This is a genomic window from Streptomyces sp. HUAS MG56 (assembly GCF_058673395.1).
In genome coordinates this window covers 3010424-3034564 of record NZ_CM178722.1, presented here as the reverse complement: position 1 = coordinate 3034564, position 24141 = coordinate 3010424, and the positions used below count along the sequence as shown (strand labels likewise).

General features: G+C 73.4%; 22 protein-coding genes. 15 read left to right on the top strand and 7 right to left on the bottom strand.

Going from position 1 to position 24141, the window contains the following annotated elements; translation table 11 throughout:
* Positions 1 to 20: 20 nt before the first annotated feature.
* Positions 21 to 956 (bottom strand): pseudouridine synthase, encoded by a 936-nt coding sequence (locus AC4OXY_RS14460; protein ID WP_491994024.1) that lies wholly within the window; start codon positions 954 to 956, stop codon positions 21 to 23.
* A 165-nt stretch (positions 957 to 1121) separates the two neighbouring features.
* Here AC4OXY_RS14460 and AC4OXY_RS14455 point away from each other — a divergent pair, with 165 nt between their 5' ends.
* From AC4OXY_RS14455 to AC4OXY_RS14440, 4 genes are all read left to right on the top strand, one after another.
* Positions 1122 to 1742 (top strand): PadR family transcriptional regulator, encoded by a 621-nt coding sequence (locus AC4OXY_RS14455; RefSeq protein ID WP_491994023.1) that lies wholly within the window; start codon positions 1122 to 1124, stop codon positions 1740 to 1742.
* Positions 1743 to 1921: 179 nt separating this feature from the next.
* On the top strand, positions 1922 to 2926 hold the full coding sequence (locus AC4OXY_RS14450) for an ATP-binding cassette domain-containing protein (RefSeq protein WP_402067060.1): 1005 nt from the start codon (positions 1922 to 1924) through the stop codon (positions 2924 to 2926).
* The gene (locus AC4OXY_RS14445; RefSeq protein ID WP_491994022.1) at positions 2923 to 3699 is read left to right on the top strand and encodes an ABC transporter permease; all 777 of its coding nucleotides are present in this window, start codon (positions 2923 to 2925) and stop codon (positions 3697 to 3699) included. The genes AC4OXY_RS14450 and AC4OXY_RS14445 overlap by 4 nt, the downstream gene beginning before the upstream one ends.
* A 37-nt stretch (positions 3700 to 3736) precedes the next feature.
* On the top strand, positions 3737 to 4675 hold the full coding sequence (locus AC4OXY_RS14440) for a 5'-nucleotidase (RefSeq protein ID WP_491994021.1): 939 nt from the start codon (positions 3737 to 3739) through the stop codon (positions 4673 to 4675).
* A 12-nt stretch (positions 4676 to 4687) separates the two neighbouring features.
* On the opposite strand, the gene AC4OXY_RS14435 is transcribed toward AC4OXY_RS14440, so the two are convergent.
* Both AC4OXY_RS14435 and AC4OXY_RS14430 read right to left on the bottom strand, forming a co-directional pair.
* Complete coding sequence (locus AC4OXY_RS14435; RefSeq protein ID WP_491994020.1) at positions 4688 to 5536, bottom strand: siderophore-interacting protein; 849 nt, start codon at positions 5534 to 5536, stop codon at positions 4688 to 4690.
* A 113-nt stretch (positions 5537 to 5649) separates the two neighbouring features.
* Positions 5650 to 6579, bottom strand: coding sequence for a 5'-3' exonuclease (locus AC4OXY_RS14430; protein WP_491994602.1), 930 nt, complete (start codon positions 6577 to 6579; stop codon positions 5650 to 5652).
* 141 nt (positions 6580 to 6720) lie between these two features.
* On the opposite strand from AC4OXY_RS14430, the gene AC4OXY_RS14425 reads away from it, so the two are divergent.
* The 4 genes from AC4OXY_RS14425 (at position 6721) to AC4OXY_RS14410 (ending at position 11300) form a co-directional block, all read left to right on the top strand.
* A complete protein-coding gene (locus AC4OXY_RS14425; protein WP_356022306.1) occupies positions 6721 to 7824 on the top strand; it encodes a quaternary amine ABC transporter ATP-binding protein in 1104 nt (367 codons plus the stop codon).
* The gene (locus AC4OXY_RS14420) at positions 7817 to 9634 is read left to right on the top strand and encodes an ABC transporter permease/substrate binding protein (RefSeq protein ID WP_491994019.1); all 1818 of its coding nucleotides are present in this window, start codon (positions 7817 to 7819) and stop codon (positions 9632 to 9634) included. Before AC4OXY_RS14425 ends, AC4OXY_RS14420 begins: the two co-directional genes overlap by 8 nt.
* A gap of 374 nt (positions 9635 to 10008) precedes the next feature.
* The gene (locus tag AC4OXY_RS14415) at positions 10009 to 10581 is read left to right on the top strand and encodes a helix-turn-helix domain-containing protein (protein ID WP_356022302.1); all 573 of its coding nucleotides are present in this window, start codon (positions 10009 to 10011) and stop codon (positions 10579 to 10581) included.
* On the top strand, positions 10578 to 11300 hold the full coding sequence (locus AC4OXY_RS14410; protein ID WP_491994018.1) for a helical backbone metal receptor: 723 nt from the start codon (positions 10578 to 10580) through the stop codon (positions 11298 to 11300). Before AC4OXY_RS14415 ends, AC4OXY_RS14410 begins: the two co-directional genes overlap by 4 nt.
* Here AC4OXY_RS14410 and AC4OXY_RS14405 read toward each other — a convergent pair.
* On the bottom strand, positions 11212 to 12378 hold the full coding sequence (locus tag AC4OXY_RS14405) for a TDT family transporter (protein WP_356022297.1): 1167 nt from the start codon (positions 12376 to 12378) through the stop codon (positions 11212 to 11214). The two genes, AC4OXY_RS14410 and AC4OXY_RS14405, sit on opposite strands and share 89 nt — an antisense overlap.
* An 86-nt stretch (positions 12379 to 12464) precedes the next feature.
* Here AC4OXY_RS14405 and AC4OXY_RS14400 point away from each other — a divergent pair, with 86 nt between their 5' ends.
* Positions 12465 to 13388: a LysR family transcriptional regulator gene (locus AC4OXY_RS14400; protein ID WP_356022208.1), complete on the top strand. Its 924-nt coding sequence runs from the start codon at positions 12465 to 12467 to the stop codon at positions 13386 to 13388.
* A gap of 87 nt (positions 13389 to 13475) precedes the next feature.
* Complete coding sequence (locus tag AC4OXY_RS14395; RefSeq protein WP_491994017.1) at positions 13476 to 14444, top strand: aminoglycoside phosphotransferase family protein; 969 nt, start codon at positions 13476 to 13478, stop codon at positions 14442 to 14444.
* Here the strand turns inward: AC4OXY_RS14395 and AC4OXY_RS14390 are convergent.
* Positions 14422 to 15117: a gamma-glutamyl-gamma-aminobutyrate hydrolase family protein gene (locus AC4OXY_RS14390; RefSeq protein WP_356022204.1), complete on the bottom strand. Its 696-nt coding sequence runs from the start codon at positions 15115 to 15117 to the stop codon at positions 14422 to 14424. The two genes, AC4OXY_RS14395 and AC4OXY_RS14390, sit on opposite strands and share 23 nt — an antisense overlap.
* Positions 15118 to 15171: 54 nt before the next feature.
* A complete protein-coding gene (locus AC4OXY_RS14385) occupies positions 15172 to 15909 on the bottom strand; it encodes a FadR/GntR family transcriptional regulator (RefSeq protein WP_356022201.1) in 738 nt (245 codons plus the stop codon).
* 117 nt (positions 15910 to 16026) lie between these two features.
* Between AC4OXY_RS14385 and AC4OXY_RS14380 the strand changes: the two genes are divergently transcribed.
* From AC4OXY_RS14380 to AC4OXY_RS14370, 3 genes are read left to right on the top strand one after another with little or no spacing between them, the layout of a single operon-like run.
* Positions 16027 to 17385, top strand: a complete 1359-nt coding sequence (locus tag AC4OXY_RS14380) for a glutamine synthetase family protein (RefSeq protein ID WP_491994016.1) — start codon at positions 16027 to 16029, stop codon at positions 17383 to 17385.
* Positions 17386 to 17408: 23 nt separating this feature from the next.
* The gene (locus tag AC4OXY_RS14375) at positions 17409 to 18782 is read left to right on the top strand and encodes an aldehyde dehydrogenase family protein (protein ID WP_362819240.1); all 1374 of its coding nucleotides are present in this window, start codon (positions 17409 to 17411) and stop codon (positions 18780 to 18782) included.
* Complete coding sequence (locus tag AC4OXY_RS14370; RefSeq protein WP_356022194.1) at positions 18779 to 19561, top strand: 3-oxoacyl-ACP reductase; 783 nt, start codon at positions 18779 to 18781, stop codon at positions 19559 to 19561. Before AC4OXY_RS14375 ends, AC4OXY_RS14370 begins: the two co-directional genes overlap by 4 nt.
* A 10-nt stretch (positions 19562 to 19571) precedes the next feature.
* On the opposite strand, the gene AC4OXY_RS14365 is transcribed toward AC4OXY_RS14370, so the two are convergent.
* Positions 19572 to 20774, bottom strand: coding sequence for an amino acid deaminase/aldolase (locus tag AC4OXY_RS14365; protein WP_362819239.1), 1203 nt, complete (start codon positions 20772 to 20774; stop codon positions 19572 to 19574).
* A 274-nt stretch (positions 20775 to 21048) separates the two neighbouring features.
* Between AC4OXY_RS14365 and AC4OXY_RS14360 the strand changes: the two genes are divergently transcribed.
* Both AC4OXY_RS14360 and mycP read left to right on the top strand, forming a co-directional pair.
* Entirely contained in the window at positions 21049 to 22869 is a 1821-nt protein-coding gene (locus tag AC4OXY_RS14360) for a hypothetical protein (protein WP_491994015.1), read from the top strand.
* A complete protein-coding gene (gene mycP / locus AC4OXY_RS14355; RefSeq protein WP_491994014.1) occupies positions 22866 to 24098 on the top strand; it encodes a type VII secretion-associated serine protease mycosin in 1233 nt (410 codons plus the stop codon). Before AC4OXY_RS14360 ends, mycP begins: the two co-directional genes overlap by 4 nt.
* The last annotated feature ends 43 nt before the right edge of the window (positions 24099 to 24141 follow it).

Below are 24141 nucleotides of genomic sequence, written 5' to 3'. Positions count from 1 at the left end.
TGGCGGGGGGAGTAGCGGTTCTACGGGGCGCTCTGCGTCAGCGTGCCGAGCACGCGTCCGCTCGCGAACGCGTGCTCCACGCCCGTCACCGGGTCCCTGAACTCCAGTCGCCGTGCGAGCAGTTGGAGGGGGCGGCCGAAGTCGTCGGGCGGGACCGGGGCGGTCACCTCGGGGTAGAGCGGGTCGCCGAGGATGGGTATGCCGAGGGCGTTCAGGTGGACGCGCAGCTGGTGGGTCTGGCCGGTGGCCGGCAGCAGCCGGTAGCGGGCCGATCCGCCCCGGTGCGCGACCAGTTCCACATACGTCTCGGCGTTCGGCTCGCCCTCGACCTCGCGGGCGGCCTGCACCCCGCGCTCCTTCACGATCCGGCTGCGCACGGTGCGGGGGAGGGCCAGTCCGGGGTCGTACGGCGCGACGGCCTCGTACTCCTTGCGCACCCGCCGGTCCCGGAACAGGTTCTGGTACGCGCCGCGCTCCTCGGGCCGTACGGTGAACAGCACCAGCCCCGCCGTCAGCCGGTCCAGGCGGTGTGCGGCGCCCAGCGTCGGGAGGTCCAGCTCGCGGCGCAGCCGGGCCAGCGCGGTCTCGGTGACGTGCGAGCCGCGCGGCGTCGTGGCGAGGAAGTGCGGCTTGTCGGCGACGACGATGTGCGCGTCCCGGTACACCACCTCCACCGGGAACGGCACCGGCACCTCCGCGGGCAGTTCGCGGTGGAACCACACGAACATACCGGGCCGGTACGGCGCGTCCGGCGCCACCGCGCGCCCGTCGGCGCCGACGATCAGCCCCGCGGCGAACATGCCCTCGACCGTCCCGGGCCCGGCCCCCGTCAGCCGCTCCACCAGATGCTCCCGCACCGTGGCCCACACTCCGTCGTGCGGCAGCCGGACCCGTACGGGATCCACCCCGTCGCGCTGGGGGAGCGGGGCGGGCGGGGGCGGGGTGCGGCGTCTCATCGGGGTCAAGGGTACGAGGTGAGCAGCCCCCCGGCGGGCACAGGCGCGGTCACCCTTCCGCACCCCTGAAGCCGGACGCGATACATCGTGTGCATTGACCATCGCGATGCATACGCGATATGTTCGTCTGCGGATATTCGATATCGAGGACTCCGAGGGGGTGTCATGGCCGTGAAGCGTCGCAAGCTCGGCAATCCGCTGGCGCTCGCCGTCCTGGTGACCCTCTGGCAGAAGCCGATGCATCCGTACGAGATCGCCCAGACCCTGCGCCGCCAGGGAAAGGACGCCAGCACGAAGATCAACTACGGCTCGCTCTACACGGTCGTGCAGAACCTCGAAAAGCACGGTTTCGTCGAGGTGACCGACGTGGAGCGGCAGGGCAACCGCCCCGAGCGCACGGTGTACGGGCTCACCGAGGCCGGCCGTGCGGAGATGACCGAGTGGTTGTCGGACCTCATGGCCGTCCCGGCGAAGGAGTACCCGATCTTCGCGAGCGCCCTGTCCCTCGTGGGCGCGCTGCACCCCGACGAGGTGGTGCGGCTGCTGGAGGAGCGCCTGGCGAGCCTGGAGTACCAGGCCGCGGCGGCGCGGGGAGGGCTGGAGAAGCTGTACGAGACGCTGCCGAGGCTCTTCCTCGTGGAGACCGAGTACCAGTTGCACATGATCCTGGCGCAGGCGGAGTGGGTCCGCGGCTTCCTGGAGGAGATCAGGAAGGGCTCACTGCCCGGCGTCGAAGCATGGCGGCACTTCCATGAAACGGGGGAGCCGCCCGCGGAACTCACCTGAGAACTCAGCTGAGAAGAGCGACCCCGACGGGCTGTTGCAGCAGCTCCGCCGGGGTCTCGAACCCCGAGACGGACCCGCCGCGCGGCGGCTCCGGGCGATCGAGGTGCGGCACACCCAGGATAGCCCGGCGCTCTCGCACGCGGATCTTCCACATCCGCTCAGTCAGGAGAGCAGTCGTCATGAACACCCGTGCGCCCGCGGTCGAGGCGCGTCAGCTGATCAAGACCTATCCCGGTGATGTCACCGCGCTGGGCGGCATGGACATCACCGTGGCACCCGGCACCGTCTTCGGACTGCTCGGCCCCAACGGCGCCGGCAAGTCCACCACCGTCAAGATCCTCACCACCCTGGCCCGCCCCGACTCCGGCACCGCCACGGTCGCCGGGCACGACGTCCTGCGCCACCCCGACCGGGTGCGCCGCGCGATCGGCGTGGTCGCCCAGCACTCCGGTGCCGACCCGGTCGCGACGGGCCGGGAGAACCTCCGACTCCAGGGCAGGCTCTACGGATTGCGCGGCAGCGCGCTGGAGCGCCGGGTGGACGAGCTGCTGGAGCGGTTCACCCTCGCCGACGCCGCCCGCCGCCCGGTCAAGAGCTACTCCGGCGGCATGCGCCGGCGCCTGGACGTGGCCCTCGGGCTGGTGCACCGGCCCGAGGTGCTCTTCCTCGACGAGCCGACCACGGGGCTGGACCCCGAGGCGCGCGCCGCGATGTGGGAGGAGGTCGGCCGGCTGGCCGGCGAGGAGGGACTGACGATCCTGCTCACCACCCACTATCTGGAGGAGGCCGACCGGCTCGCCGAGCGCGTCGCGATCGTGGACCGGGGGAGGGTCGTGGTCGAGGGCACCCCGGACGCCCTGAAGGGCGAACTGCGCGGGGACGCCGTCCACGTGGAGCTGCGCGAGCCGGTCGGCGAGGGTGGCCGCACCCTGCTCACCGCCGCCCTGACGGCCGTACCCGGCGTGCACGAGGTGCTGTGCGAGGGGCACCGGATCAGCGTGCGCGCCGACGACGGGGCGGCCTCGGTGCCCGCCCTGCTCGCCGCGCTGGACCGCGCCGGGGTGGGCGTCGCCTCGGCCACCGTCGCCCGGCCGTCGCTGGACGACGTCTACCTCCGGCACGCCGGCCGCCACTACGCCGGGGCCGACGCGGCGCTCGTGGGCCTCGGGGGAGGTGTGCGATGAGCACCGCCGTCACCCAGACCTGGTACATGACCCAGCGTCAGCTGCGGGTGTTCGCCCGGCAGCCCGCCTACGCCGTCATCACGCTGATCCAGCCGGTGATCTGGCTGTTCCTGTTCGGCAACCTCTTCCAGAAGGTCGTCCGGCTGGGCGGCTTTGGCACCGGCTCCTACCTGGACTACCTGGTGCCGGGCGTGGTCGTGATGAGCGCCCTCGGCGCCAACATGTGGGCCGGGATGGGCACGCTGGAGGAGATCCAGCGCGGCACCCTCGACCGCTTTCTGACCACCCCGGTCAGCCGGGCCGCGCTGATGAACGGCAACGTCGTCAACAACGGCCTGGTCACCGCGTTCCAGTCGGTGGTCATCGTGCTGCTCGGCCTGCTCGGCGGCGCGGACTACCCCGGCGGCGTCGGCGGCATCGCGATCCTCGTGCTCGCGTCCGTCCTGCTCGGCACGGTCTTCGGGGCGCTGTCCAACGCGCTCGGCATGATCGTGCGCGAGCGGGAGTCCATCATCGGCATCAACACCTTCCTGCTGCTGCCGCTGACCTTCCTCTCCAGCGCCTTCATGGCACCGGCCCAGATGCCCGGCTGGATGCGGCACATCGCCGACTTCAACCCCGTCAACTGGGCCATGGTGGCGGGCCGTTCGGCGATGTCCGAGCACCTTCACTGGGGGGCCGTGCTCGGCCGGGGCGGCGCGCTGCTCGCCCTCGCGGCCGCGGCGGTGTGGCTGTCGATCCGTACCGTCCGCTCCTACCAGCGGTCGGTGTGACGGTTTCCGGGGGCCGGCCGGTGTGCAGATGAAGGGCATGCCGCCCTACGATCTCGCGGACCGACTCGTCGTCGGTGTCGCCTCCAGCGCCCTGTTCGATCTGCGGGAGTCGGACGCCGTCTTCCGCGAGCAGGGCGAGGAGGCCTACCGGGCCTACCAGGAAGCACACGTGGACGACACGCTCCGGCCGGGCGTCGCGTTCGCGTTCATCCGCCGGCTGCTGTCGCTCAACGACCTCGGTGAGCCGGGCGATCCGCTCGTCGAGGTCATCATCCTCTCCCGCAACGACCCCGACACCGGGCTGCGCGTCATGCGCTCGATCCAGGCCCGTGAACTGCCCATCACCCGGGCCGTGTTCATGCAGGGAAGAGCCCCGTACGCGTTCGTCACCGCGCTGAACATGTCCCTGTTCCTGTCGGCGAACGGCGCCGACGTGCGCGAGGCGGTCGCCGCCGGACTGCCGGCCGGGCATGTGCTCGGATCGTCGTACGCGGACGACCCCGCGGACGGGGAACTGCGGATCGCGTTCGACTTCGACGGGGTGCTCGCCGGCGACGCCGCCGAACAGATCTACCAGTCCGGCGGACTGGAGGAGTTCCGCGAGCACGAGACCCGCAACGCGGCGACCCCGCACGACCCGGGGCCGCTGCGCGACTTCCTGGCCGGCGTGAACCGGATACAGCGGCGGGAGGAGGAACGGCGCCGGACCGACCCGGACTACCCGAGCCGGGTGCGCGTCTCGCTCGTGACCGCGCGCGCCGCACCGGCGCACGAGCGGGCCGTACGGAGCCTGAAGCAGTGGGGCGTGCGGGTCGACGACGCCTTCTTCCTCGGCGGGATCGAGAAGGGCGCGGTCCTGAAGGTGCTCCGGCCGCACATCTTCTTCGACGACCAGGTGACCCACCTGGAGAGCACGTCACGGACCACGCCCAGCGTGCACATCCCGTTCGGCAGGCTCAACGGGACGGCACCCTGAGCGCGCGGGGCACTACGCGGCCGCCGCCGCGCCGCCCTCCTGCTCGGCCTCGATGCGGGCGTTCCAGTCGCGCTTGGAGGCCTGCCAGCCGTCCTCGTTGTGGCCGAGGCGCCAGTAGCCGGAGATCGACAGGTCCTCGCGCGGGATCTGCTTCTCGACCCGCAGCAGCCGGCGCAGCTCCTTCACGAAGCCCGCCTCGCCGTGCACGAACGCGTGCAGCCGGCCCTCCGGGAAGTCCAGGCCCCGTACGGCCGCGACCAGGGCCTCGCCGACCGGGCGGCCCCCGCGGTGCACCCAGACGACCGCCGCGTCGGAGTCGATCTTCTGTTCCTCCTCGGGGCCGGAGACCTCCACGAAGACATGCGCGCGGGAACCGGCGGGCAGCGACTCCAGGGTCCGGGCGATTGCGGGCAGTGCGCTCTCGTCACCGGCGAGCAGATGCCAGTCGGCCTCCGGGTCGGGGGCGTAGGCGCCGCCGGGACCCATGAAGCGCACCGTCTCGCCGGGCCGCACGCGAGCCGCCCAGGGGCCGGCCAGTCCCTCGTCGCCGTGGACGACGAAGTCCAGCGTCAGCTCCCGCAGTTCGGGGTCGAAGGCCCGCACGGTGTAGGTCCGGGTCACCGGCCACTGCTCCCGGGGGAACTCCTCGCGGATCCGCTCCAGGTCGAACGGCTCCGGGTAGGTCACGCCCGCGGGGCCGAACAGCAGCTTCACGTAGTGGTCGGTGCAGGTGTCCGCCGCGAAGTCGGCGAGGCCCTCGCCGCCGAGCACCACACGCTGCATGTGCGGGGTCAGCCGTTCGGTGCGCACCACCTGGGCGGTGCGGGGCTTGCGCGGCTTACGTCCCGGGCGCTCTGCCATCACGGACCTCCTGCGAATTGGTTAGGTTTACCTAAGTTAGCACCTCGCCCTGTGGTCACACCGCTCGTTCGGGAGTGCGATGAGCGCCCTTTGCCAGAAAATTTCGGTCAAGGTCACCGGGCCAGCGTCGTCAGCAGCCGCTGGAGGGAGCCGCCGAGCCCCCACCGCTCGGCCAGCCGCTCCAGCGCCTGCGGGTCGCGCGGGGCGTGCGGCAGCGCCGGGTCGACCTCGGGCAGCGGCACGTCGGCGGCCACCCGCACCACCTTCGGCGCGACCGCGACGTACGGCCGGGCCTCGTCGAGCCGCTTGCGCTGCGACGGCGTGAGCTTCGCCCGCGGGTCGTCCAGCGCCGCCATGATCGCGTCCAGGTCGCCGAACTCGTCGAGCAGCTTGGCCGCTGTCTTCTCGCCGATGCCGGCCACGCCGGGCAGACCGTCGCTCGGGTCACCGCGCAGCAGGGCCAGATCCGCGTACCCCCGCCCGTCGACGCCGTACTTCTCGCGCAGCACCGACTCGTCGGTCAGCTGGAGCGTGCCGACCCCCTTCAGCGGGTACAGCACCCGGATCCCGCGGGCGTCGTCCACCAGCTGGTACAGATCGCGGTCGCCGGTGACGATGTCCACCGGGCCCGCGGCGCGCGCGGTGAACGTGCCGATGACGTCGTCCGCCTCGTACTCCGCGACGCCGACCCGGGCGATCCCGATCGCGTCCAGGACGTCCTCGATGACCGGCACCTGCGGGGCCAGGGTGTCCGGCACCTCCTCGGTGTCCGGGCCCGCCTCGTGCTCCTCGGCGACCCGGTGCGCCTTGTACGTCGGGATCAGGTCCACCCGCCACTGCGGGCGCCAGTCGGCGTCCATGCAGGCCACGAGCTGATCCGGCCGGTGGTCCTTGACCAGCCGGTCGATGAAGTCGAGCAGTCCGCGCACGGCGTTCACCGGCGTGCCGTCGGGGGCCTTCACGGAGTCCGGGACGCCGAAGTAGGCGCGGAAGTAGAGCGATGCGGTGTCGAGGAGCATGAGTCGTCCGGTCACGCTTCGCATCATGCCGCACACCACTGACAGCCACGCCGAGCCGCACACCACCGAGGATCGCGATCATGTGAGGTGGCCCACTTAAAAGTTTGACCATCTCCTTACCGGGGAGGCGCGGCTTCTGTTCTGTCCCCGATCCGAGAGGTACGCGTGTCAGCCAGGCTTGAGGCGGAGCATCTGTTCAAGGTGTTCGGCAGACGACCGGACGAGGCGGTGGAGCGCCTGCGGCAGGGCGCCGACCGTGAGGAACTGCGCGGCGACGGCACCACTGCCGCCGTGATCGACGCGTCGTTCAGCGTCGGCGAGGGCGAGATCTTCGTCGTCATGGGTCTGTCGGGCTCCGGCAAGTCCACCCTGCTGCGCATGCTCAACGGGCTGCTGGAGCCGACCGCGGGCACCGTGCGCTACGACGGCCAGGACCTGACCGCGCTCACCGACCGCGCCCTGCGCGAGGTCCGCTCCAGGAAGATCAGCATGGTCTTCCAGCACTTCGCGCTCTTCCCGCACCGCAGCGTCCGCGACAACGCCGCCTACGGCCTGGAAGTGCAGGGCGTGCCCCGCGCCGAGCGCGAGCGCCGCGCCGACGAGGCGCTCGCCCTGTGCGGCCTGGCCGGCTGGGAGAAGTCCTGGCCGGACGAGCTGTCCGGCGGAATGCAGCAGCGCGTCGGCCTCGCCCGCGCCCTCGCCACCGACGCCGACCTGCTGCTCATGGACGAGTCCTTCAGCGCCCTGGACCCGCTGATCCGCCGCGACATGCAGGACCAGCTCCTCGAACTGCAGAAGACCCTGAAGAAGACCATCGTCTTCATCACGCACGACCTCAACGAGGCGATGCGCCTCGGCGACCGCATCGCCGTGATGCGCGACGGCCGGATCGTGCAGACCGGCACCGCCGAGGACATCCTGCTGCGCCCCGCGAACGACTACGTCGCCTCCTTCATCCAGGACGTCGACCGCTCCCGCGTGCTGACCGCCGCCGCCGTCATGGACACCGACCTGCGCGGCGACGAGGCCGACTGCGCCTGCGAGACCGCGACGACCGACACGCCCTTCACCGAGCTGTGCGCCCTCAGCGCGCGCGTGCCCCACGCGGTCGCCGTCCTCGGCACGGACCGCCGCACCCTGGTCGGCGTCGTGCCCCGCCGGCGCCTCGTCGGCTTCCTCGGCGACGAGGACGCCGAGCCGACACCCTGCGAGAACGAAGGCGGCGACGAAGGCGACAGGGACGGGAAGCAGGTGATCAGCCGTGCCTAGGATCCACCTCGGCGACTGGGTCGACTCCGGCGTCAACTGGCTGGTCGACCACCTCTCCTGGCTCTTCGACGCCGTCAAGGCCGTCATGGAGGGCATGTACAACGGCATCGACGCGGTCCTCGGCGCGCCCCAGCCGCTGCTCATGGCCGGCATCCTCGCCGTCCTCGCCTGGTGGCTGCGCGGCCTCGTCGCCGGCGTCCTCGCCTTCGCCGGATTCGCGCTGGTCGACTCGCTCCAGCTGTGGGACCAGGCCATGTCGACGCTCGCCCTGGTCCTCGTGGCGACCGTGCTCGCGCTCGTGATCTCCGTCCCGCTGGGCATCTGGGCCGCCCGCTCCACGGCGGTCGGTGCGGCCCTGCGGCCCGTCCTGGACCTGCTCCAGACGATGCCGTCGATGGTCCTGCTGATCCCGGCCATGCTCTTCTTCGGCCTCGGCACCGCCGCCGGTGTCGTCGCCACCCTGATCTTCGCGCTCGCGCCCGGCGTCCGCATGACCGAGCTGGGCATCCGCCAGGTCGACGCCGACCTGGTCGAGGCCGCCGAGGCGTTCGGCACCACCCCGCGCGACATCCTGTTCCGCGTCCAGCTGCCGCTCGCCCTGCCGACCATCATGGCCGGCGTCAACCAGGTGATCATGCTGGGCCTGTCCATGGTCGTCATCGCCGGCATGGTCGGCACCGGCGGCCTCGGCGGCGCCGTCAACGAGGCCATCGGCCAGCTCGACATCGGCTACGGCTTCGAGGCGGGCGTCGGCATCGTCGTCCTCGCCATCTACCTCGACCGGATCACCGGCGCCCTCGGCACCCAGCTCTCCCCGCAGGGCCGCAGGGCCCTCGCCAAGGCCCCCACGCGCGCGTGGTCGTACCGCCCGCGCCCGGTCGTCGCCGTCGCCGGTGTGGTCGTCCTCGCCCTCGTCGCGGGCGGCCTCGGGATCTTCGGCTCCTCCTCCGGCTCCTCCGCGGAGGCCTCCGGCACGAACGTCGGCAAGGGCAAGCAGATCACGATCGGCTACATCCCCTGGGACGAGGGCGTCGCCTCCACCTTCCTCTGGAAGGAGATCCTGGAGGAACGCGGCTTCAAGGTCACCACCACCCAGTACGCCGCCGGCCCCCTCTACACCGGCCTCGCCACCGGCCAGCTCGACTTCGAGACCGACTCCTGGCTGCCCACCACGCACGCCGAGTACTGGAAGAAGTACGGCAAGCAGCTCGACGACCTCGGCTCCTGGTTCGGCCCCACCTCCCTGGAGCTGACCGTCCCCTCGTACGTGAAGGACGTGAACTCGCTGGCGGACCTGAAGGCCCACGCCGCCGAGTTCGGCGGGAAGATCGTCGGCATCGAGCCCAGCGCGGGCGAGATGAGCCTGCTCAAGAGCAAGGTCCTCAAGGCGTACGGCCTCGACGGCACCTACCAGGTGATCGACGGCTCCACCCCGGCCATGCTCGCCGAGCTGAAGCGCGCCTACGCCAGGAAGCAGCCGGTCGTCATCACCCTGTGGTCCCCGCACTGGGCCTACAGCGACTACGACCTGAAGAAGCTGAAGGACCCGCAGGGCGCCTGGGGCAAGGGCGACGGCGTGCACACCCTGACCCGCAAGGGCTTCACCCGGGACAACCCCGAGGTGGGGAAGTGGCTGAAGAACTTCTCGATGACCGAGAAGCAGCTCACGAGCCTGGAGTCGCAGGTCCAGCAGGCCGGCAAGGGCAAGGAGCAGGACGCCGTGCGCTCCTGGCTGCGCGCCCACCCCGGCCTGGTCGACAGGTGGGCCCCGGTCGCCGGGCAGGGGGCCGGGAGCCGGGCGGCCGGGTGACCTGACCGGTCCGGACCGCCCACCCGAGGGGCGGGGCCCGCCGCACGCTGTGTCGAGCGTCCGGCGGGCCCCGCCCCTCGCGCATGCGCGAGGGCACGCGCGTACGGGAAGGATCCGGCCAATCACGGAACGTGACGTCCCTGGGCCCGGGCCGGCGCTCCCGACCCAGCTCGTCGGCATATTCACCACGGGCCGGGGCACCTCCGCGACCGGCCGGGAGAACCCGACAAACTGGCGTGAACCGTAAGGGTGGGGGTGTGCGGACCGGACAGGGATGTGGCAGGCGCGTGAAACGGTTTGCCGAACATGCGTAGGGTGCAGAGAAGTCATCAGAACTGTCCGCGGCACGACGAGCGAGGGAGGGAGCCGGAGCGATGGGCGACCACAAAGAGCAACAGCCCGTGCGAGTGGGCGCGGCCGTCCGGCGACGCCGCCGCTCGCTGGAACTGACCCTCGCCGCCGTGGCCGAGCGCAGCGGCCTGTCCGTGCCCTTCCTCAGTCAGGTCGAGAACGACCGGGCCCGCCCGAGCCGCACCTCCCTGGAGAAGCTGGCCGACGCCCTGCGCACCACCGCCGTCGAACTCCTCGCCGCCGCCGACCCCGCCGCCAGCGTGGACGTCGTGCGCGCCGAGCCGGCCGCCGAGGGCGACTTCGAGCCCCGCACCCGCGCCCTGGTCCGTGGCCACCACCAGCTGCACGCCTCCGAGATCACCGGCGACCACGAGGCGGGCCGCGAGTTCCAGCACCGCAACGACGAGCTGATGTACGTCGCCGACGGCGCGGTGGAGATCGAGGCCGAGGGCCGCGCGTACCGACTCGGCCGCGGCGACACCCTCTACCTGACCGGTGGGGTACGGCACCGCTGGCGGGCTACGGTGCCGGACACCCGGGTGATCGTGGTGGCGGTGGCGGAACACATCGAGGCCATGCAGGACCGGCCCCGTTGACGAGGGTCGTCTCCCTCGTCCCGTCCCTCACCGAAGCGGTCGCCGCGACCCTGCCCGGCGTCCTCGTCGGCGCCACCGACTGGTGCGTCCGGCCGGCTGGCCTGGACGTCACCCGGATCGGCGGTACGAAGAACCCCCGCCTCGACCGGATCCTCGCCCTCGCCCCCGACCTGGTGATCGCCAACGAGGAGGAGAACCGCGCCCCCGACCTCGACGCCCTGCGCGCGGCCGGCCTGGACGTGCTGGTCACCGAGGTGCGCGCGGTGCCGCAGGCCTTCGCGGAGCTGGCCCGGGTGCTCGCCGCGTGCGGTGCGCCCACGCGCCCGCGCTGGCTCGCGGAGGCGGAATCGGCCTGGAGCGCGCTGCCGGAGCCGGCCCGGCGCAGGACCGCCGTCGTACCGGTCTGGCGCCGGCCCTGGATGGTCCTCGGCCGGGACACCTTCGCGGGCGACGTCCTGGCCCGGCTCGGCGTGGACCACGTCCACGCCGGTCACCCGGACCGCTATCCCCGCGTCCCCCTGGCGGAGTTGTGCGCGGCGGCCCCGGACCTGGTGGTGCTGCCCGACGAGCCCTACCGCTTCACCGCCGACGACGGCCCTGAGGCCTTCCCCGGCCTGCCCTGCGCCCTGGTCAGCGGACGGCACCTGACGTGGTACGGCCCGTCGCTGGCCGAAGCGCCACGGGTGCTGGGCGAGGCGCTGCGAGCAACTCACCGCTGAGCAGGCCGCGTACGGTCCCGGCGACGGCGGCCAGCCAGGCGGTGACCAGGACGGCGTACAGGCACACGGCCAGGGCGTCGTAGAACGCGAGGCCCGTGTGCCGGTCGAGCACCGCGGCGCCGGTGACACACGTGCCCACCGGGAAGGTGAACGCCCACCAGGTCATCGCGAACCCCATGCCCCGGCGCCGGGCCCGCACCACATGCGCGACCGAGAGCGCCAGCCACAGCAGCGCGAAGCCCATCACGGGCACGCCGTAGAGCACGGAGAGGACGTCGAGACCGCGGTCGTAGGGGGCCGGTACGACGCCGGGAGCCGCGTCCGCGATCTTGCCGACCGCGGTCGTGGACTGCCCGAGCGGGCCCAGGACCAGGAACAGGGTCGGGGTCAGCGCGAGCGGCAGCGGGTCCGGGCCGATCACCCGGGCGAAGACGAGCGGCAGCATCACCAGCGTCGCGAACAGGCTCAGCCCGAACATCGCGAAGCAGGCCAGCAGCAGGGTCTCCCGGGGCTGCCCCGGCGGCAGGTGCGGCACGAGCAGCGGGCCGAGCGCGGCCGACACCATCGGCGCGACCAGCGGCAGCAGCCACACCGGGGTCGCCTGCGCGGGCTCGACGCGATGGCGTACGGCCATCAGGTACGGCACGGCCACGGCGGCCACGAGCCCGACCGCCGTACCGGCCGTGAACAGCACGGTGTCCAGCGCCACGGCCGTCCGCGTGCCGATCAGCGGCTGTCCGGCGGTCATGGCACCGCCGCCGACCGCCAGCAGCCCCATGGCCAGGCAGCCGTAGAAGGGCGCCATGCCGGGGTCGAGCAGATGCGCCCGGGCCTGGTCGCGGTGGCGGGTCCAGTGCAGGGCGCGGGCCGCCAGCAGGGCCGTCAGAGCGAGCAGGGACAGCGCCCAGACTCCCGCGAGCACACCGCTGCGCACCGCCCCGTGGCCGGGCAGCGCGACGCCGGCCGAGCCGACTATGGCGGTGCCCATGACGGCGGCGTACCAGTTCGGCCCGAGGTGCCGCAGACGGGCGGCGGGCAGGGCGGAGGGGGCGGACGAGGGATGGGCTGCGATGACCATGACCCCACCGTCCCGCCGGGATCCGCCCCTGACCAGGGAGTTCCTCCCTATGAGGGCATAAGCTGGTCTTATGAGCGAGGTGTCTTATGGCTGAGGCGGAGGGGCGGCACGAGCGCACGGCGTCCCTGGCGCACCGGGTGCCGGACCTGGCCGCGCTGGAACTGCTGCTGGCGGTGGCCCGGCTGGGCAGTCTCGGCGCGGCGGCACGCGAGGTCGGCATCACCCAGCCCGCCGCCAGCAGCCGGATCCGCTCCATGGAACGGCAGTTGGGGGTGGCCCTGGTCGACCGCTCGCCGCGCGGCTCCCGGCTCACCGACGCCGGGGCCCTCGTGACGGACTGGGCCCGCCGGGTGGTGGAGGCGGCGGCCGCCTTCGACGCGGGCGCGCGGGCGCTGCGGGACCGACGGGACTCGCGCCTCAGGGTCGCGGCGAGCATGACCATCGCCGAGTACCTGCTGCCCGGCTGGCTCCTCGCCCTGCACGCCGAACGCCCCGACACGGCCGTCTCGTTGCTCGCGGGCAACTCCACGAAGGTGGCGGAACTGCTGCTGTCCGGCGAAGCGGACCTCGGCTTCGTGGAGGGGCTGACGGTGCCGAGCGGCCTGGACGCGACGGTCATCGCCCGCGACCGGCTGATCGTCGTCACGGCCCCCGGCCACCCCTGGGCCCGCCGCCGGCGCCCGCTCACGGCACGGGAGCTGGCCGGGACCCCGCTGATCCTGCGCGAGCGGGGCTCCGGCACCCGGCAGGTCCTCGACGCGGCACTCGGCGGCCTCGCCCGCCCCCTGATCGAGCTGTCCTCCACCACGGCGGTCAAGGCGTCGGCGGTCAGCGGAGCGGGCCCCTCGGTCCTCAGCGAGCTGGTGGTGGGGGAGGAGCTGGCGATGCGGCGACTGGTCAGCATTCCGGTGGAGGGAGTCTCGTTGCAGCGGGATCTGCGGGCGGTCTGGCCGACGGGCCACCGACCGACGGGCCCCGCACGGGAGTTGCTGTCGCTGACGCGGGGGTGAGGGGCGGCGCCCCGAAGGGGTGCGGGAAACCGCGCGGCGGAGAAAACCCTTGGCCGGCCGCTCCGCCCGCCCGGCAGCATGTCCCGCATGACCCTCACCGCCCCGCCCGCCACCGGCGTCCGCACCCCCTGGGAAGAGCTCCCGGCCTCGGTCCGGCGCGCCGTCGGCGAGACGCTCGGCGCACCGGTCGTGCGCGCCGAGACGCAGAACGGCGGCTTCTCGCCCGGCGTCGCCGCGCGCGTGCGCACCGCCGCGGGCGGCACGGGCTTCGTCAAGGCGGTGAGCGCCGAGGCCAACCCGCACAGCCCCGGCCTGCACCGCCGGGAGGCCCGGGTCGCCGCCGCGCTCCCGGCCGCCGTGCCCGCACCCCGGCTGCTCGGGACGTACGACGACGGCACCTGGGTGGCGCTGGTCTTCGAGGAGGTGGAGGGACGCCAGCCGCACGTGCCCTGGCGGCCGGACGAGCTGCGCCGGGTGCTCGACGCCGTGACCGTGCTCGCCCGCACCGGCACCCCGTGCCCGCTCGACGTCCCGCCCGTCGCCGAGGACCTGGCCGAGGCCTTCAGCGGCTGGCGCCGGCTCCTCGACGGCGAGGCCGGCGGTGTCGGCGACGTGCGCGACCGGCTCGGCGCGTGGACCGCCGGCCACCTGCCCGAGCTCGCCGCGCTGGAGGCCCGCTGGCCCGAGGGCGTATCGGGGGACACCCTGGTCCATGCCGACCTGCGCGCGGACAACGTGCTGCTCACGGCCGACGGGAAAGTGGCCTTCGTGGACTGGCCGCACGCGATGCGCGCCGCGCCCTGGTTCGACCTGCTCGTCATGCTGCCGTGCGTGCGGGCGCAGGGCGGCCCGGATCCCGAGGAACTGTTCACCGCGCATCCGCTGGGCCGGGCCGCCGACCCGGACGCCGTGACCGCCGCACTCGCCGCTCTCACGGGCTTCTTCCTGCGCAGCTCCCTGAACCCGTCCCCGCCCGGCCTGCCCACCCTGCGCGCCTTCCAGCGCGCCCAGGGGGACGCGGCGTCGGCCTGGCTCAGGCGGCGGCTGCCGCTGTGACGAGGGCCCGCATCACCCGCGGGTCCTCGTCCATCTCCGGGTGCCACTGCACCCCGAGCACCCACCCGTCGGCCGACGGCAGTTCCAGTGCCTCGACCGTGCCGTCCGTCGCGTACGCCGAGGCGACCAGGCCCCGGCCGAGCCGGTCGACGGCCTGGTGGTGGTAGGTCGGTACGGCGGTCTCCTCCGGGACGATGCCGGCGTAGCGCGTGCCCGGTACCGGCTTGACCGGATGGCGGCCGAAGACGCCGACCGCCTCCGTGTGCCCGTCGAGATGCTGGACGAGCGTGCCGCCGAGGGCGACGTTCAGCAGCTGCATGCCCCGGCAGATCCCGAGCAGCGGCACGCCCGCCGCCAGCGCCGCGTCGATCAGCGCCAGCTCCCAGGCGTCCCGCTCCGGCGCGGGCGGCCCCGTGCGCGGCGAGCGCTCCGCGCCGTAGCGGGCGGGGTCCACGTCCGGGCCGCCGGCGACGACCAGCCCGTCCACCCGGGCCACCGCCTCCGCCGCGCGCGCGGGCGCGTCCGGCGGCAGCATGCAGGCCAGTCCGCCGGCCCGCTGCACCAGCCGCGGATAACCGGCCGCCAGCAGCACCGCGTCCAGCTCCCACACGCCCCAGCGTGCCCCGGACTCCAGATACGTGCTGATCCCGATCAGCGGTCGTACGGTCGCCATATCGCCCTCCCCGGACGCTAAAGGTTCACTGACACACCTTTACAGCAGCTGTCGTTACGCCAGGAAGCCCCGCAGCAGCGCGGCCGTCCCGGCGCAGTGCTCGCGCATCATCTCCCGCGCCCCGTCCGCGTCCCCGTCCAGCACCGCCTCCACCAGCGCGGTGTGCTGCCGCTGGGAGTGCTCCAGGTTGCGCACCAGCAGCGGGATGCAGTCGAGCAGGTCGTTGACCGTGGCCCGCACCGCCGCGTACTGCGCCGTCAGGGAGGGGGAGCCGCACAGTTCGGCCAGCGTCAGGTGCAGCAGCGTGTCCAGGCGCCGGTAGTCGGCGAGCGGGGCGTCGTGCGTGCGGGCCAGTGCCTCGCGCAGCCGGTCCGCCTGCTCCTGTGCCAGCCCGTGCGCCGCGCACAGGCCGGCCGCGCCCACCTCCAGCACCTCGCGGAAGCGCAGCACGTCCTCGATGTCGACCTCGGTGATCCGCCGCCGCAGCTCGTCCTCGCCGCCGGCGTCCGAACGGGGCAGCACGAACGTTCCGCCGTACCGGCCGCGCCGCGCCTCCACCAGTCCCTGGTCCTGGAGCACCTTCAGCACCTCGCGCAGCGTCACCCGGCTGATCCCGAGCCGCTCCGCCAGCTCCCGCTCGGCCGGCAGCCGCTCCCCGCCCGGCACCAGGCCGAGCCGCACGACCTGGAGGATCTGCTCCAGCGCCTCCTCGAAGCCGTTGCCCGCCCGCACCGGCCGCAGTACCGGAGCGAGCCGGTCTCCCACCCCCTGCGCGTCACTCTCCCAGGACATCCGGCCGTACCCCCTTCCCAAGCAATGGTTCTGAGCAATACCTTATGGCTCTTGGCCCGGCCGAAAAAGCGCGAAGGCGCCGCTCTCGAACGCGAAGGCGCCGAAGGAGGCTCTCCCGTGGCAGACCGCACACCCCCGCTCAGTGTCGAGGAACTGCACGCCCTCGTCGCGAGCGGTGAGATCGACACTGTCGTCCTGGCCTTCCCCGACATGCAAGGGCGGCTCCAGGGCAAGCGGTTCGCCGCCCGCTTCTTCCTCGACGAGGTCCTGCACCACGGCACCGAGGGCTGCAACTACCTCCTCGCCGTCGACACCGAGATGAACACCGTCGACGGCTATGCGATGTCCTCCTGGGAGCGCGGCTACGGCGACTTCGCCATGCGCCCCGACCCCACCACCCTGCGCCGCATCCCCTGGCACCCCGGCACCGCCCTGCTCGTCGCCGACCTCGCCTGGAACGACGCCTCCCCGGTCGTCGCCGCGCCCCGCCAGATCCTGCGCCGCCAGCTGGACCGGCTCGCCGACCTCGGCTACACCGCACAGGTCGGCACCGAGCTGGAGTTCATCGTCTTCAAGGACAGCTACGAGGCGGCCTGGGACGCGGGCTACCAGGGGCTCACCCCGGTCAACCAGTACAACGTCGACTACTCCATCCTCGGCACCGGCCGCGTCGAACCCCTGCTGCGCCGGCTGCGCAACGACATGGCGGGCGCGGGCCTCACCGTCGAGTCCGCCAAGGGCGAGTGCAACCCCGGCCAGCACGAGATCGCCTTCCGCTACGACGAGGCCCTCGTCACCTGCGACCAGCACGCCCTGTACAAGACGGGCGCCAAGGAGATCGCCGCCCAGGAGGGCGTCTCGCTCACCTTCATGGCCAAGTACAACGAGCGCGAGGGCAACTCCTGCCACATCCACCTCTCGCTCGCCGACGCCGACGGGAACAACGCCATGGCCGACGGCGACGGCATGTCCGACGTCATGCGGCACTTCCTCGCCGGACAGCTCGCCGCCCTGCGCGAGTTCTCGCTCCTGTACGCCCCGAACATCAACTCCTACAAGCGGTTCCAGCCGGGCTCCTTCGCCCCCACCGCCGTCGCCTGGGGCCACGACAACCGCACCTGCGCGCTGCGTGTGGTCGGGCACGGCCGCTCGCTGCGCTTCGAGAACCGTCTGCCCGGCGGGGACGTCAACCCCTACCTCGCCGTCGCCGGACTCGTCGCGGCCGGCCTGTACGGCATCGAGCAGAAGCTGGAACTGCCCGAGCCCTGCCCCGGCAACGCCTACACCGCGGACTTCGAGCACGTCCCGACCACCCTGCGCGAGGCCGCCGAGCTGTGGGAGAACAGCCCGATCGCCAAGGCCGCCTTCGGCGACGAGGTCGTGGCCCACTACCGCAACATGGCGCGCGTCGAGCTGGCGGCCTTCGACGCCGCGGTCACCGACTGGGAGCTGCGCCGCTCCTTCGAACGCCTGTGAACCAGACTGTGAAAGGGCAATTCGTGTCTGATGCGGACGAGTTGAAGGTCCTCAACCCCGCCACGGAAGAGGTCGTCGCCACCGTCGCCGCCGCGAGCGAACAGGACGTGGCCGCCGCCGTCGTACGGGCCGTACGCGCCCAGACCCGGTGGGCCGCCCTCGCCCCCGCCGACCGGGCCCGGCTGCTGCGCCGCTTCGCGGACGTGGTCGACGCCCACACCGAGGAACTGGCCCGGCTGGAGGTCCGCGAGGCCGGCCACACGGTCGGCAACGCCCGCTGGGAGGCCGGCAACGCCCGTGACCTGCTGCTGTACGCGGCCGGCGGCGCCGAACGCCTCCTCGGCAAGCAGATCCCGGTCCCCGGCGGCTGGAACGTCACCTTCCAGGAGCCGCTCGGCGTCATCGGCGTCATCGCCCCCTGGAACTTCCCGATGCCGATCGCCGCCTGGGGCTCCTTCCCCGCGCTCGCCGCCGGCAACGCGGTCGTCCTCAAACCCGCCGAGACCACTCCGCTGACGGCTCTGCGACTGGCCGAACTGGCCCTGGAGGCGGGCCTGCCCGAGCACGTCTTCCAGGTACTGCCCGGCCACGGCCACACCGCCGGACGCGCCCTGGTGGACCACCCGGACGTCGCCAAGATCGTGTTCACCGGCTCCAGCCGCACCGGCCGCGAGGTCATGGAGCGCTGCGCGAGGCTCGTCAAGCCGGTCACCCTCGAACTCGGCGGCAAGAGCCCGAACATCGTCTTCGCCGACGCCGACCTCACCACCGCCCTCGACCCGTTCTCCTTCCTCGACAACTCCGGCCAGGACTGCTGCGCCCGCACCCGCATCCTCGTCCAGGAGGCGGTGCTGGAGGAGGCCCGGGAGTTCCTCGCCGACGCGCTGGCCGCCGTGGTCGTGGGCGACCCCGCCGACGAGAAGACCCAGATGGGCCCGCTGATCTCCCGTCAGCAGCTGGAGCGCGTACGGTCGTACGTCCGCGACGACGCGCCCGCCCTGCGCGGCAGCGCCCCCGACGGCCCCGGCTTCTGGTTCCCGCCCACCGTCCTCACCGGCGAACGGCACGACAGCGAAGCCGCGCGCGAGGAGATCTTCGGCCCGGTCGCCGTCCTGCTGCCCTTCACCGACGAGGCCGACGCGATCCGCCTCGCCAACGACAGCCCCTACGGACTGTCCGGCTCCCTGTGGACCCGGGACCTCGGCCGCGCCCTGCGCGTGTCCCAGGCCGTCCGCGCGGGCAACCTGTCCGTCAACTCCCACTCCAGCGTCCGCTATTGGACCCCGTTCGGCGGCTACAAGCAGTCCGGCCTCGGCCGCGAACTCGGCCCCGACGCCCTGACCGCATTCACCGAGACCAAGAACGTCTTCATCAGCACGGAGGGCCCCGCACAGTGACCGCAGAATCTGTTTGCCGCCGCCTGGTCGGCCGTACCGCCGTCGTCACCGGAGCCGGCAGCGGCATCGGCCTCGCCACCGCCCGCCGGCTCGCCTCCGAGGGCGCCCACGTCGTCTGCGCGGACGTCGACGAGGTCCGCGGCAAGGCCGTCGCCGACGAGGTGGGCGGACTCTTCGTGAAGACCGACGTCACCGACCCCGAGCAGGTCGAGGCGCTGTTCAAGACCGCGTACGACACCTACGGCAGCGTCGACGTCGCCTTCAACAACGCGGGCATCTCCCCGCCCGACGACGACTCCATCCTGGAGACCGGCCTGGAGGCCTGGAAGCGCGTCCAGGAGGTCAACCTCACCTCCGTCTACCTGTGCTGCAAGGCCGCCATCCCCTACATGCGCGAGCAGCGCAGGGGCTCCATCATCAACACCGCGTCCTTCGTGGCGAGGATGGGCGCGGCGACGTCGCAGATCTCGTACACCGCCTCCAAGGGCGGCGTCCTCGCCATGTCCCGGGAGCTCGGCGTGCAGTTCGCGCGGGAGGGGATCCGTGTGAACGCCCTCTGCCCCGGGCCGGTCAACACCCCGTTGCTGCAGGAGCTGTTCGCGAAGGACCCGGAGCGGGCGGCCCGCCGCCTCGTCCACATCCCGCTCGGCCGGTTCGCCGAGGCCGAGGAGATCGCCGCCGCCGTCGCCTTCCTGGCCAGCGACGACTCCTCCTTCGTCAACGCCACCGACTTCCTGGTGGACGGCGGCATCGCGGGTGCGTACGTCACGCCGGTGTAGTGACCGCTCGTCAGAGGAAGGTGTGCCCTTCGCCCCGGTAGGTGGGCACGGTCGCCGTGACCGTGTCCCCCTCGATCAGCTGCAGGGCCGCGAACCGCTCGCACAACTCGCCCGCCTTGGCGTGCCGGAACCACACCTTGTCGCCGATGAGCAGATCGTCGGCGGGCGAGCCGAGCAGCGGGGTCTGCACCTCACCGGGGCCCTCCTGCGGGTCGTACACCAGCCCCTCCGGCAGATACGGCACCGGCAGCCGGTCGCGGCCCGCGGCGCCCGAGGCGGGGTAGCCGCCGCCGAGCACGGTGACGACCCCGACGCCCGGCCGCCGCACGACGGGCTGGGCGAACAGGGCGGCCGGACGGCCGGTGAACGACGTGTAGTTGTCGAAGAGCCGCGGCACGTACAGCCCCGAACCGGCCGCTATCTCGGTCACGGCGTCCTCGGCCGCAGTGTGCTGCACACTGCCCGTGCCGCCGCCGTTGACGAACTCCAGACCGGGCACGACGGCCCGTACCGCGCGTACGACCGCGGCCCGGCGCTCGGCCAGTTCCCGGCGGGCCGCCGCCTGCATCAGCCGCACGGCGCGGGACCGCAGCGGCCGTCCGGCCAGGGAGTCGCCGACCCCGGCGATGTGACCCTCGTACGCCATGATCCCCACCAGCCGGAACCCCGGCCGCCGGGCCACCGACCGGGCCAGGTCGGCGAGTTGGCCGGGGGAGCGCAGCGGAGAGCGCCGGGCGCCGATCCGCACCCGGCCGCCCAGCAGCTTCAGCGAGGTGTCCAACTCCAGGCAGACCCGCACCACTTCACGCCCCCCGTCCCGGGCGGCGTCGATGAGGTCGAGCTGGGCGACGTCGTCCACCATCACGGTGACGGCACCGGCGAGCTTGGGATCGGCGGCGAGTTCGGCGAAGCCGGTCCGGTCGGCGGAGGGATACGCCAGCAGGATGTCGTCGAACCCGGAGCGCGCGAGCCACAGCGACTCGGCCAGGGTGAACGACATGATGCCCCGGAAGCCGTCCCTGGCCAGGACCCGTTCGAGCAGGGCCCGGCAGCGAACCGACTTGCTGGCGACCCGGACCGGCTTCCCGGCGGCCCGGCGGACCAGATCCTCCGCGTTGGCGTCGAAGGCGTCCAGGTCCACGATCGCGAGGGGGGCGTCGAGATGGGCGGTGGCCCGGTCGTAACGGGCCCGGTCAGCGGCGAGCGCAGTCATGACGGAAGCCTGCCAGACAGGATTACCGCAGGGTAGGGGGACGTTCCGGGCAGATGCCCCCGGCGCGTGTACTGGTTCTCCTTCTCTCAGGGACAACCCGTAGAGTGACGCGCACGTACGGCGGAACACGCCCGGCCGTTTCACCTGAACCGGGATGCCGGTCCAGCCGTACGGGTATGCGTGCCCGGACGGAGCTGTGCGCACCGGGTGCGGCCGAGGAGTGGAACGGCCCGCGTACGCGACGACGGCCCGGGCACGAGGAAACGGGGGGTGCATGAGCACGGAAGCGCGCCGCGCCCCGGTGCCGCCACGACCGTCGACCCCGCCCGGTCACTCCTCTCCGCAGGGTCTGTCCGCTCCCGCTTCCTCGCAGGCACTGCCCGGCGCGCCGGCACCTTCCGCACCGCCGCGGCCTTCCGCCGCGCTGAGCCCGCAGGGCGCGTTCACGTCGCCGCGGTCGTCCTCCGCGGCGAGTCCGGCCGCGCCGCCCATCCCCTCGAACCCGCCGCGCCCGCCGGGTGCGGGAACGCCGGGAGGGGCCCCGGCTCCGCCGCGTCCGGCGGCCACGACCCGTCCGGCGGGTTCCGCCGGCGCACCCCGCCCCGCCGGCCCGGCCCGGCCGCAGACCCCGGCGCGCCCGTCGGCCGCACCCGGCCGCCCGGCCGACAGCGCTCCGGCCGACGACCCCCACGACGAGCCGTCCGTCTTCACACCGCGCGCCGGCCGGCCGTCCGGCGGTGACTTCGCGCGCGAGGAGCAGACCACCGGCGCCGGGGCGAAGCCGGTCGTGCCCGAGGGCGCCGATCCCGTGAGCCCGCCGCCACCGCCCGCCTCGGCCCGGTTCCCCGACGCGCCGCCGCGCCCGGGGCGCCAGCGGCCCGGACAGACCGGCCAGGGGTCCCGTCGGCCGGCGGCCCCCGCCGAGACCGCGTCGGAGACGACGACCCGGCTCCGCCCCGTACCCGCGTCCGAACCCACGGCTCCGGGACCGACGGCTCCGGACCCCAAGGACCCCAAGGCCCCGGAACCCACGGCGGTGGAGACCACGACCCGGCTCCGGCCGATTCCCGCGCCGGTCCCCGGTTCCCCGAAGCCGCCGCGCGCCGGAGCCGCCTCCGCGCCCGCGCAGGCGTCCGCGTCCGCCGCAGCGGCCGGTGCGCGCCGTACCGGGGCCGGTTCCGGTACGACGGGCGGCTGGAGCCCCCTGGAGCCCGCCCACCCCGCCGGTCCGCTCCCGCCCGTCGCCGTACCTGACCCGGCGCTGTCCTGGAGCGCCGGCGCGGCCGCGCGCCCCGTCGTGTCGTTCGGGCGGCCCGAGGCCTTCAGCGAGCCGTCCCGGCTGCGGGCGGGCCGGCGCACGGCCGTCGCCGCCACCTGTCTCGTGCTCGGGCTCGGCCTCATCGGCGGTGCCGCGGCCGGGAGTTGGCTCACCGGCGACGGCGGGAGCGACACCGCCGCCGACCACTTCACCACCACCGCCGCGCTCTGGCACAACGTGCCCGTCGACCAGCTGTTCCCGACCACCGTCCAGGGCACCGGGGCCGGACCCGGCGGCGCCGACCGCACCTGGACCAGGATCGCCGTGGCCCCGGACAGCGGCTGCGCCCACGCCTTCGACCCGCTGCTCCAGAAGGTCCTCGCCCCGGTCGGCTGCCGCCGGCTGCTGCGCGCCACCTACACCGACGCCACACAGAGCTACGTCACCACCGTCGGTCTGCTCTTCACCGGCGCCGACCCCGCCGCCATGTCCGCGCTCGCCGCCCGCTTCCGCACCGAGCACCTGGACCGGCGCACCGACCTGCTGCCCCGGCCGTACGCCGCCGCGGGCACCCTCGCGGCCGGCTTCGGCGACAAGCAGCGCGCCTCCTGGACCGTCTCCGTCCTCACCGACGCCCCCGTCGTCGCCTACGCCGTCTCCGGCTGGGCCGACGGCCGTGCGGCCGACGCGCCCCAGCCCGCCGCCGACGCCGTCAGCCCCACCGCCACCACCGCACCCGCCCAGGCCGGTCTCGGCAACGAGGCCCAGGGCCTGGCCGACCGCATCGAACGCCGCCTGCGCCAGCACATCGGCACGGCCACGGAGAACCCTTCATGAGGCGCTCGACCCTCGGCACGAGTCGATCGGGAACCTCCGCGCGGCGCCCGATACGCGCCCGCCGCGCCGCGCCCCCCGCCGCGGCCGCCGTGAGCCTGCTGCTCGCCGGCGCCCTCGCCGTGCTGCCGGCCGGCGCGGCCCACGCCGACGGCATCCGCGCCCAGCAGTGGGGCCTCGACGCCCTGCACCTGGACGAGGCCTGGCAGACCACCAAGGGCAAGGGCGTCACCGTCGCCGTCCTGGACACCGGCGTCGAGGCCGGCCACCCCGACCTCGTCGGCAACGTCCTGCCCGGCCAGGACATGATCGGCTTCGGCGCCAGGCAGGGCGACCGCACCTGGGCCCGGCACGGCACCGCCATGGCCGGCATCATCGCCGGGCACGGACACGGACCCGGCGATTCCGCCGGCGTCATGGGCGTCGCCCCCGAGGCGAAGATCCTGCCCGTCCGGGTGATCCTGGAGGACGGCGACCCCGCCCGCACCAAGGCCCGCACCACCCGGGGCAACGCCCTCGCCGACGGCATCCGCTGGGCCGCCGACCACGGCGCCGACGTCATCAACCTCTCCCTCGGCGACGACTCGAACTCCGCGCACCCCGAACCGAGCGAGGACGAGGCAGTGCAGTACGCCCTGAAGAAGGGCGTGGTCGTCGTCGCCTCCGCGGGCAACGGCGGCGAGAAGGGCGACCACATCTCCTACCCGGCCGCCTACCCCGGCGTCATCGTCGCGACCGCCGTCGACCGCTACGGCACCCGCGCCGCCTTCTCCACCCGCCGCTGGTACGCCGCGGTCAGCGCCCCCGGCGTGAACGTGGTCATCGCCGACCCCGACCACAAGTACTACGAGGGCTGGGGCACTTCGGCCGCCTCCGCGTTCGTCTCCGGCGCCGCGGCCCTGATCAAGGCCGCCCACCCCGATCTGGCCCCGGCCCAGATCAAGAAGCTCCTGGAGGACACCGCCGAGGACGCGCCGGTCGGCGGCCGCGACGACTCCCGCGGCTTCGGCATGATCGACCCGGCCGCCGCGCTGAAGGCGGCGGACCGGATCCAGCCCGAGAGCCTGCGCGTGACGGCCTACGGCAAGAAGTACTTCGGGGCCGGCCCGGACGCCCCCAAGGCCACCTCCTCGGCCGCCGACTGGGCGGGACCGCTGGCCGGCAGCACCGGCGGGGTGCTGCTGGTGGCGGGCGTCGTGGTCCTGTGGCTGGGGCGCAGGCGGACGGCCTGAGGGCGTCGGGGGAACACGTCAAGTGCCCTGAATTCCAGGCCAC

Bases quoted from the DNA above. Each gene is read 5' to 3' on its own strand.
- AC4OXY_RS14430 (WP_491994602.1), bottom strand. From the start codon at position 6,579: ATGCGAAGCGTGACCGGACGACTCATGCTCCTCGACACCGCATCGCTC.
- mycP (WP_491994014.1), top strand. From the start codon at position 22,866: ATGAGGCGCTCGACCCTCGGCACGAGTCGATCGGGAACCTCCGCGCGG.
- AC4OXY_RS14405 (WP_356022297.1), bottom strand. From the start codon at position 12,378: ATGGTCATCGCAGCCCATCCCTCGTCCGCCCCCTCCGCCCTGCCCGCC.
- AC4OXY_RS14435 (WP_491994020.1), bottom strand. From the start codon at position 5,536: ATGGCAGAGCGCCCGGGACGTAAGCCGCGCAAGCCCCGCACCGCCCAG.
- AC4OXY_RS14445 (WP_491994022.1), top strand. From the start codon at position 2,923: ATGAGCACCGCCGTCACCCAGACCTGGTACATGACCCAGCGTCAGCTG.
- AC4OXY_RS14365 (WP_362819239.1), bottom strand. From the start codon at position 20,774: ATGACTGCGCTCGCCGCTGACCGGGCCCGTTACGACCGGGCCACCGCC.
- AC4OXY_RS14400 (WP_356022208.1), top strand. From the start codon at position 12,465: ATGGCTGAGGCGGAGGGGCGGCACGAGCGCACGGCGTCCCTGGCGCAC.
- AC4OXY_RS14395 (WP_491994017.1), top strand. From the start codon at position 13,476: ATGACCCTCACCGCCCCGCCCGCCACCGGCGTCCGCACCCCCTGGGAA.
- AC4OXY_RS14385 (WP_356022201.1), bottom strand. From the start codon at position 15,909: ATGTCCTGGGAGAGTGACGCGCAGGGGGTGGGAGACCGGCTCGCTCCG.
- AC4OXY_RS14450 (WP_402067060.1), top strand. From the start codon at position 1,922: ATGAACACCCGTGCGCCCGCGGTCGAGGCGCGTCAGCTGATCAAGACC.
- AC4OXY_RS14455 (WP_491994023.1), top strand. From the start codon at position 1,122: ATGGCCGTGAAGCGTCGCAAGCTCGGCAATCCGCTGGCGCTCGCCGTC.
- AC4OXY_RS14360 (WP_491994015.1), top strand. From the start codon at position 21,049: ATGAGCACGGAAGCGCGCCGCGCCCCGGTGCCGCCACGACCGTCGACC.
- AC4OXY_RS14390 (WP_356022204.1), bottom strand. From the start codon at position 15,117: ATGGCGACCGTACGACCGCTGATCGGGATCAGCACGTATCTGGAGTCC.
- AC4OXY_RS14440 (WP_491994021.1), top strand. From the start codon at position 3,737: ATGCCGCCCTACGATCTCGCGGACCGACTCGTCGTCGGTGTCGCCTCC.
- AC4OXY_RS14415 (WP_356022302.1), top strand. From the start codon at position 10,009: ATGGGCGACCACAAAGAGCAACAGCCCGTGCGAGTGGGCGCGGCCGTC.
- AC4OXY_RS14460 (WP_491994024.1), bottom strand. From the start codon at position 956: ATGAGACGCCGCACCCCGCCCCCGCCCGCCCCGCTCCCCCAGCGCGAC.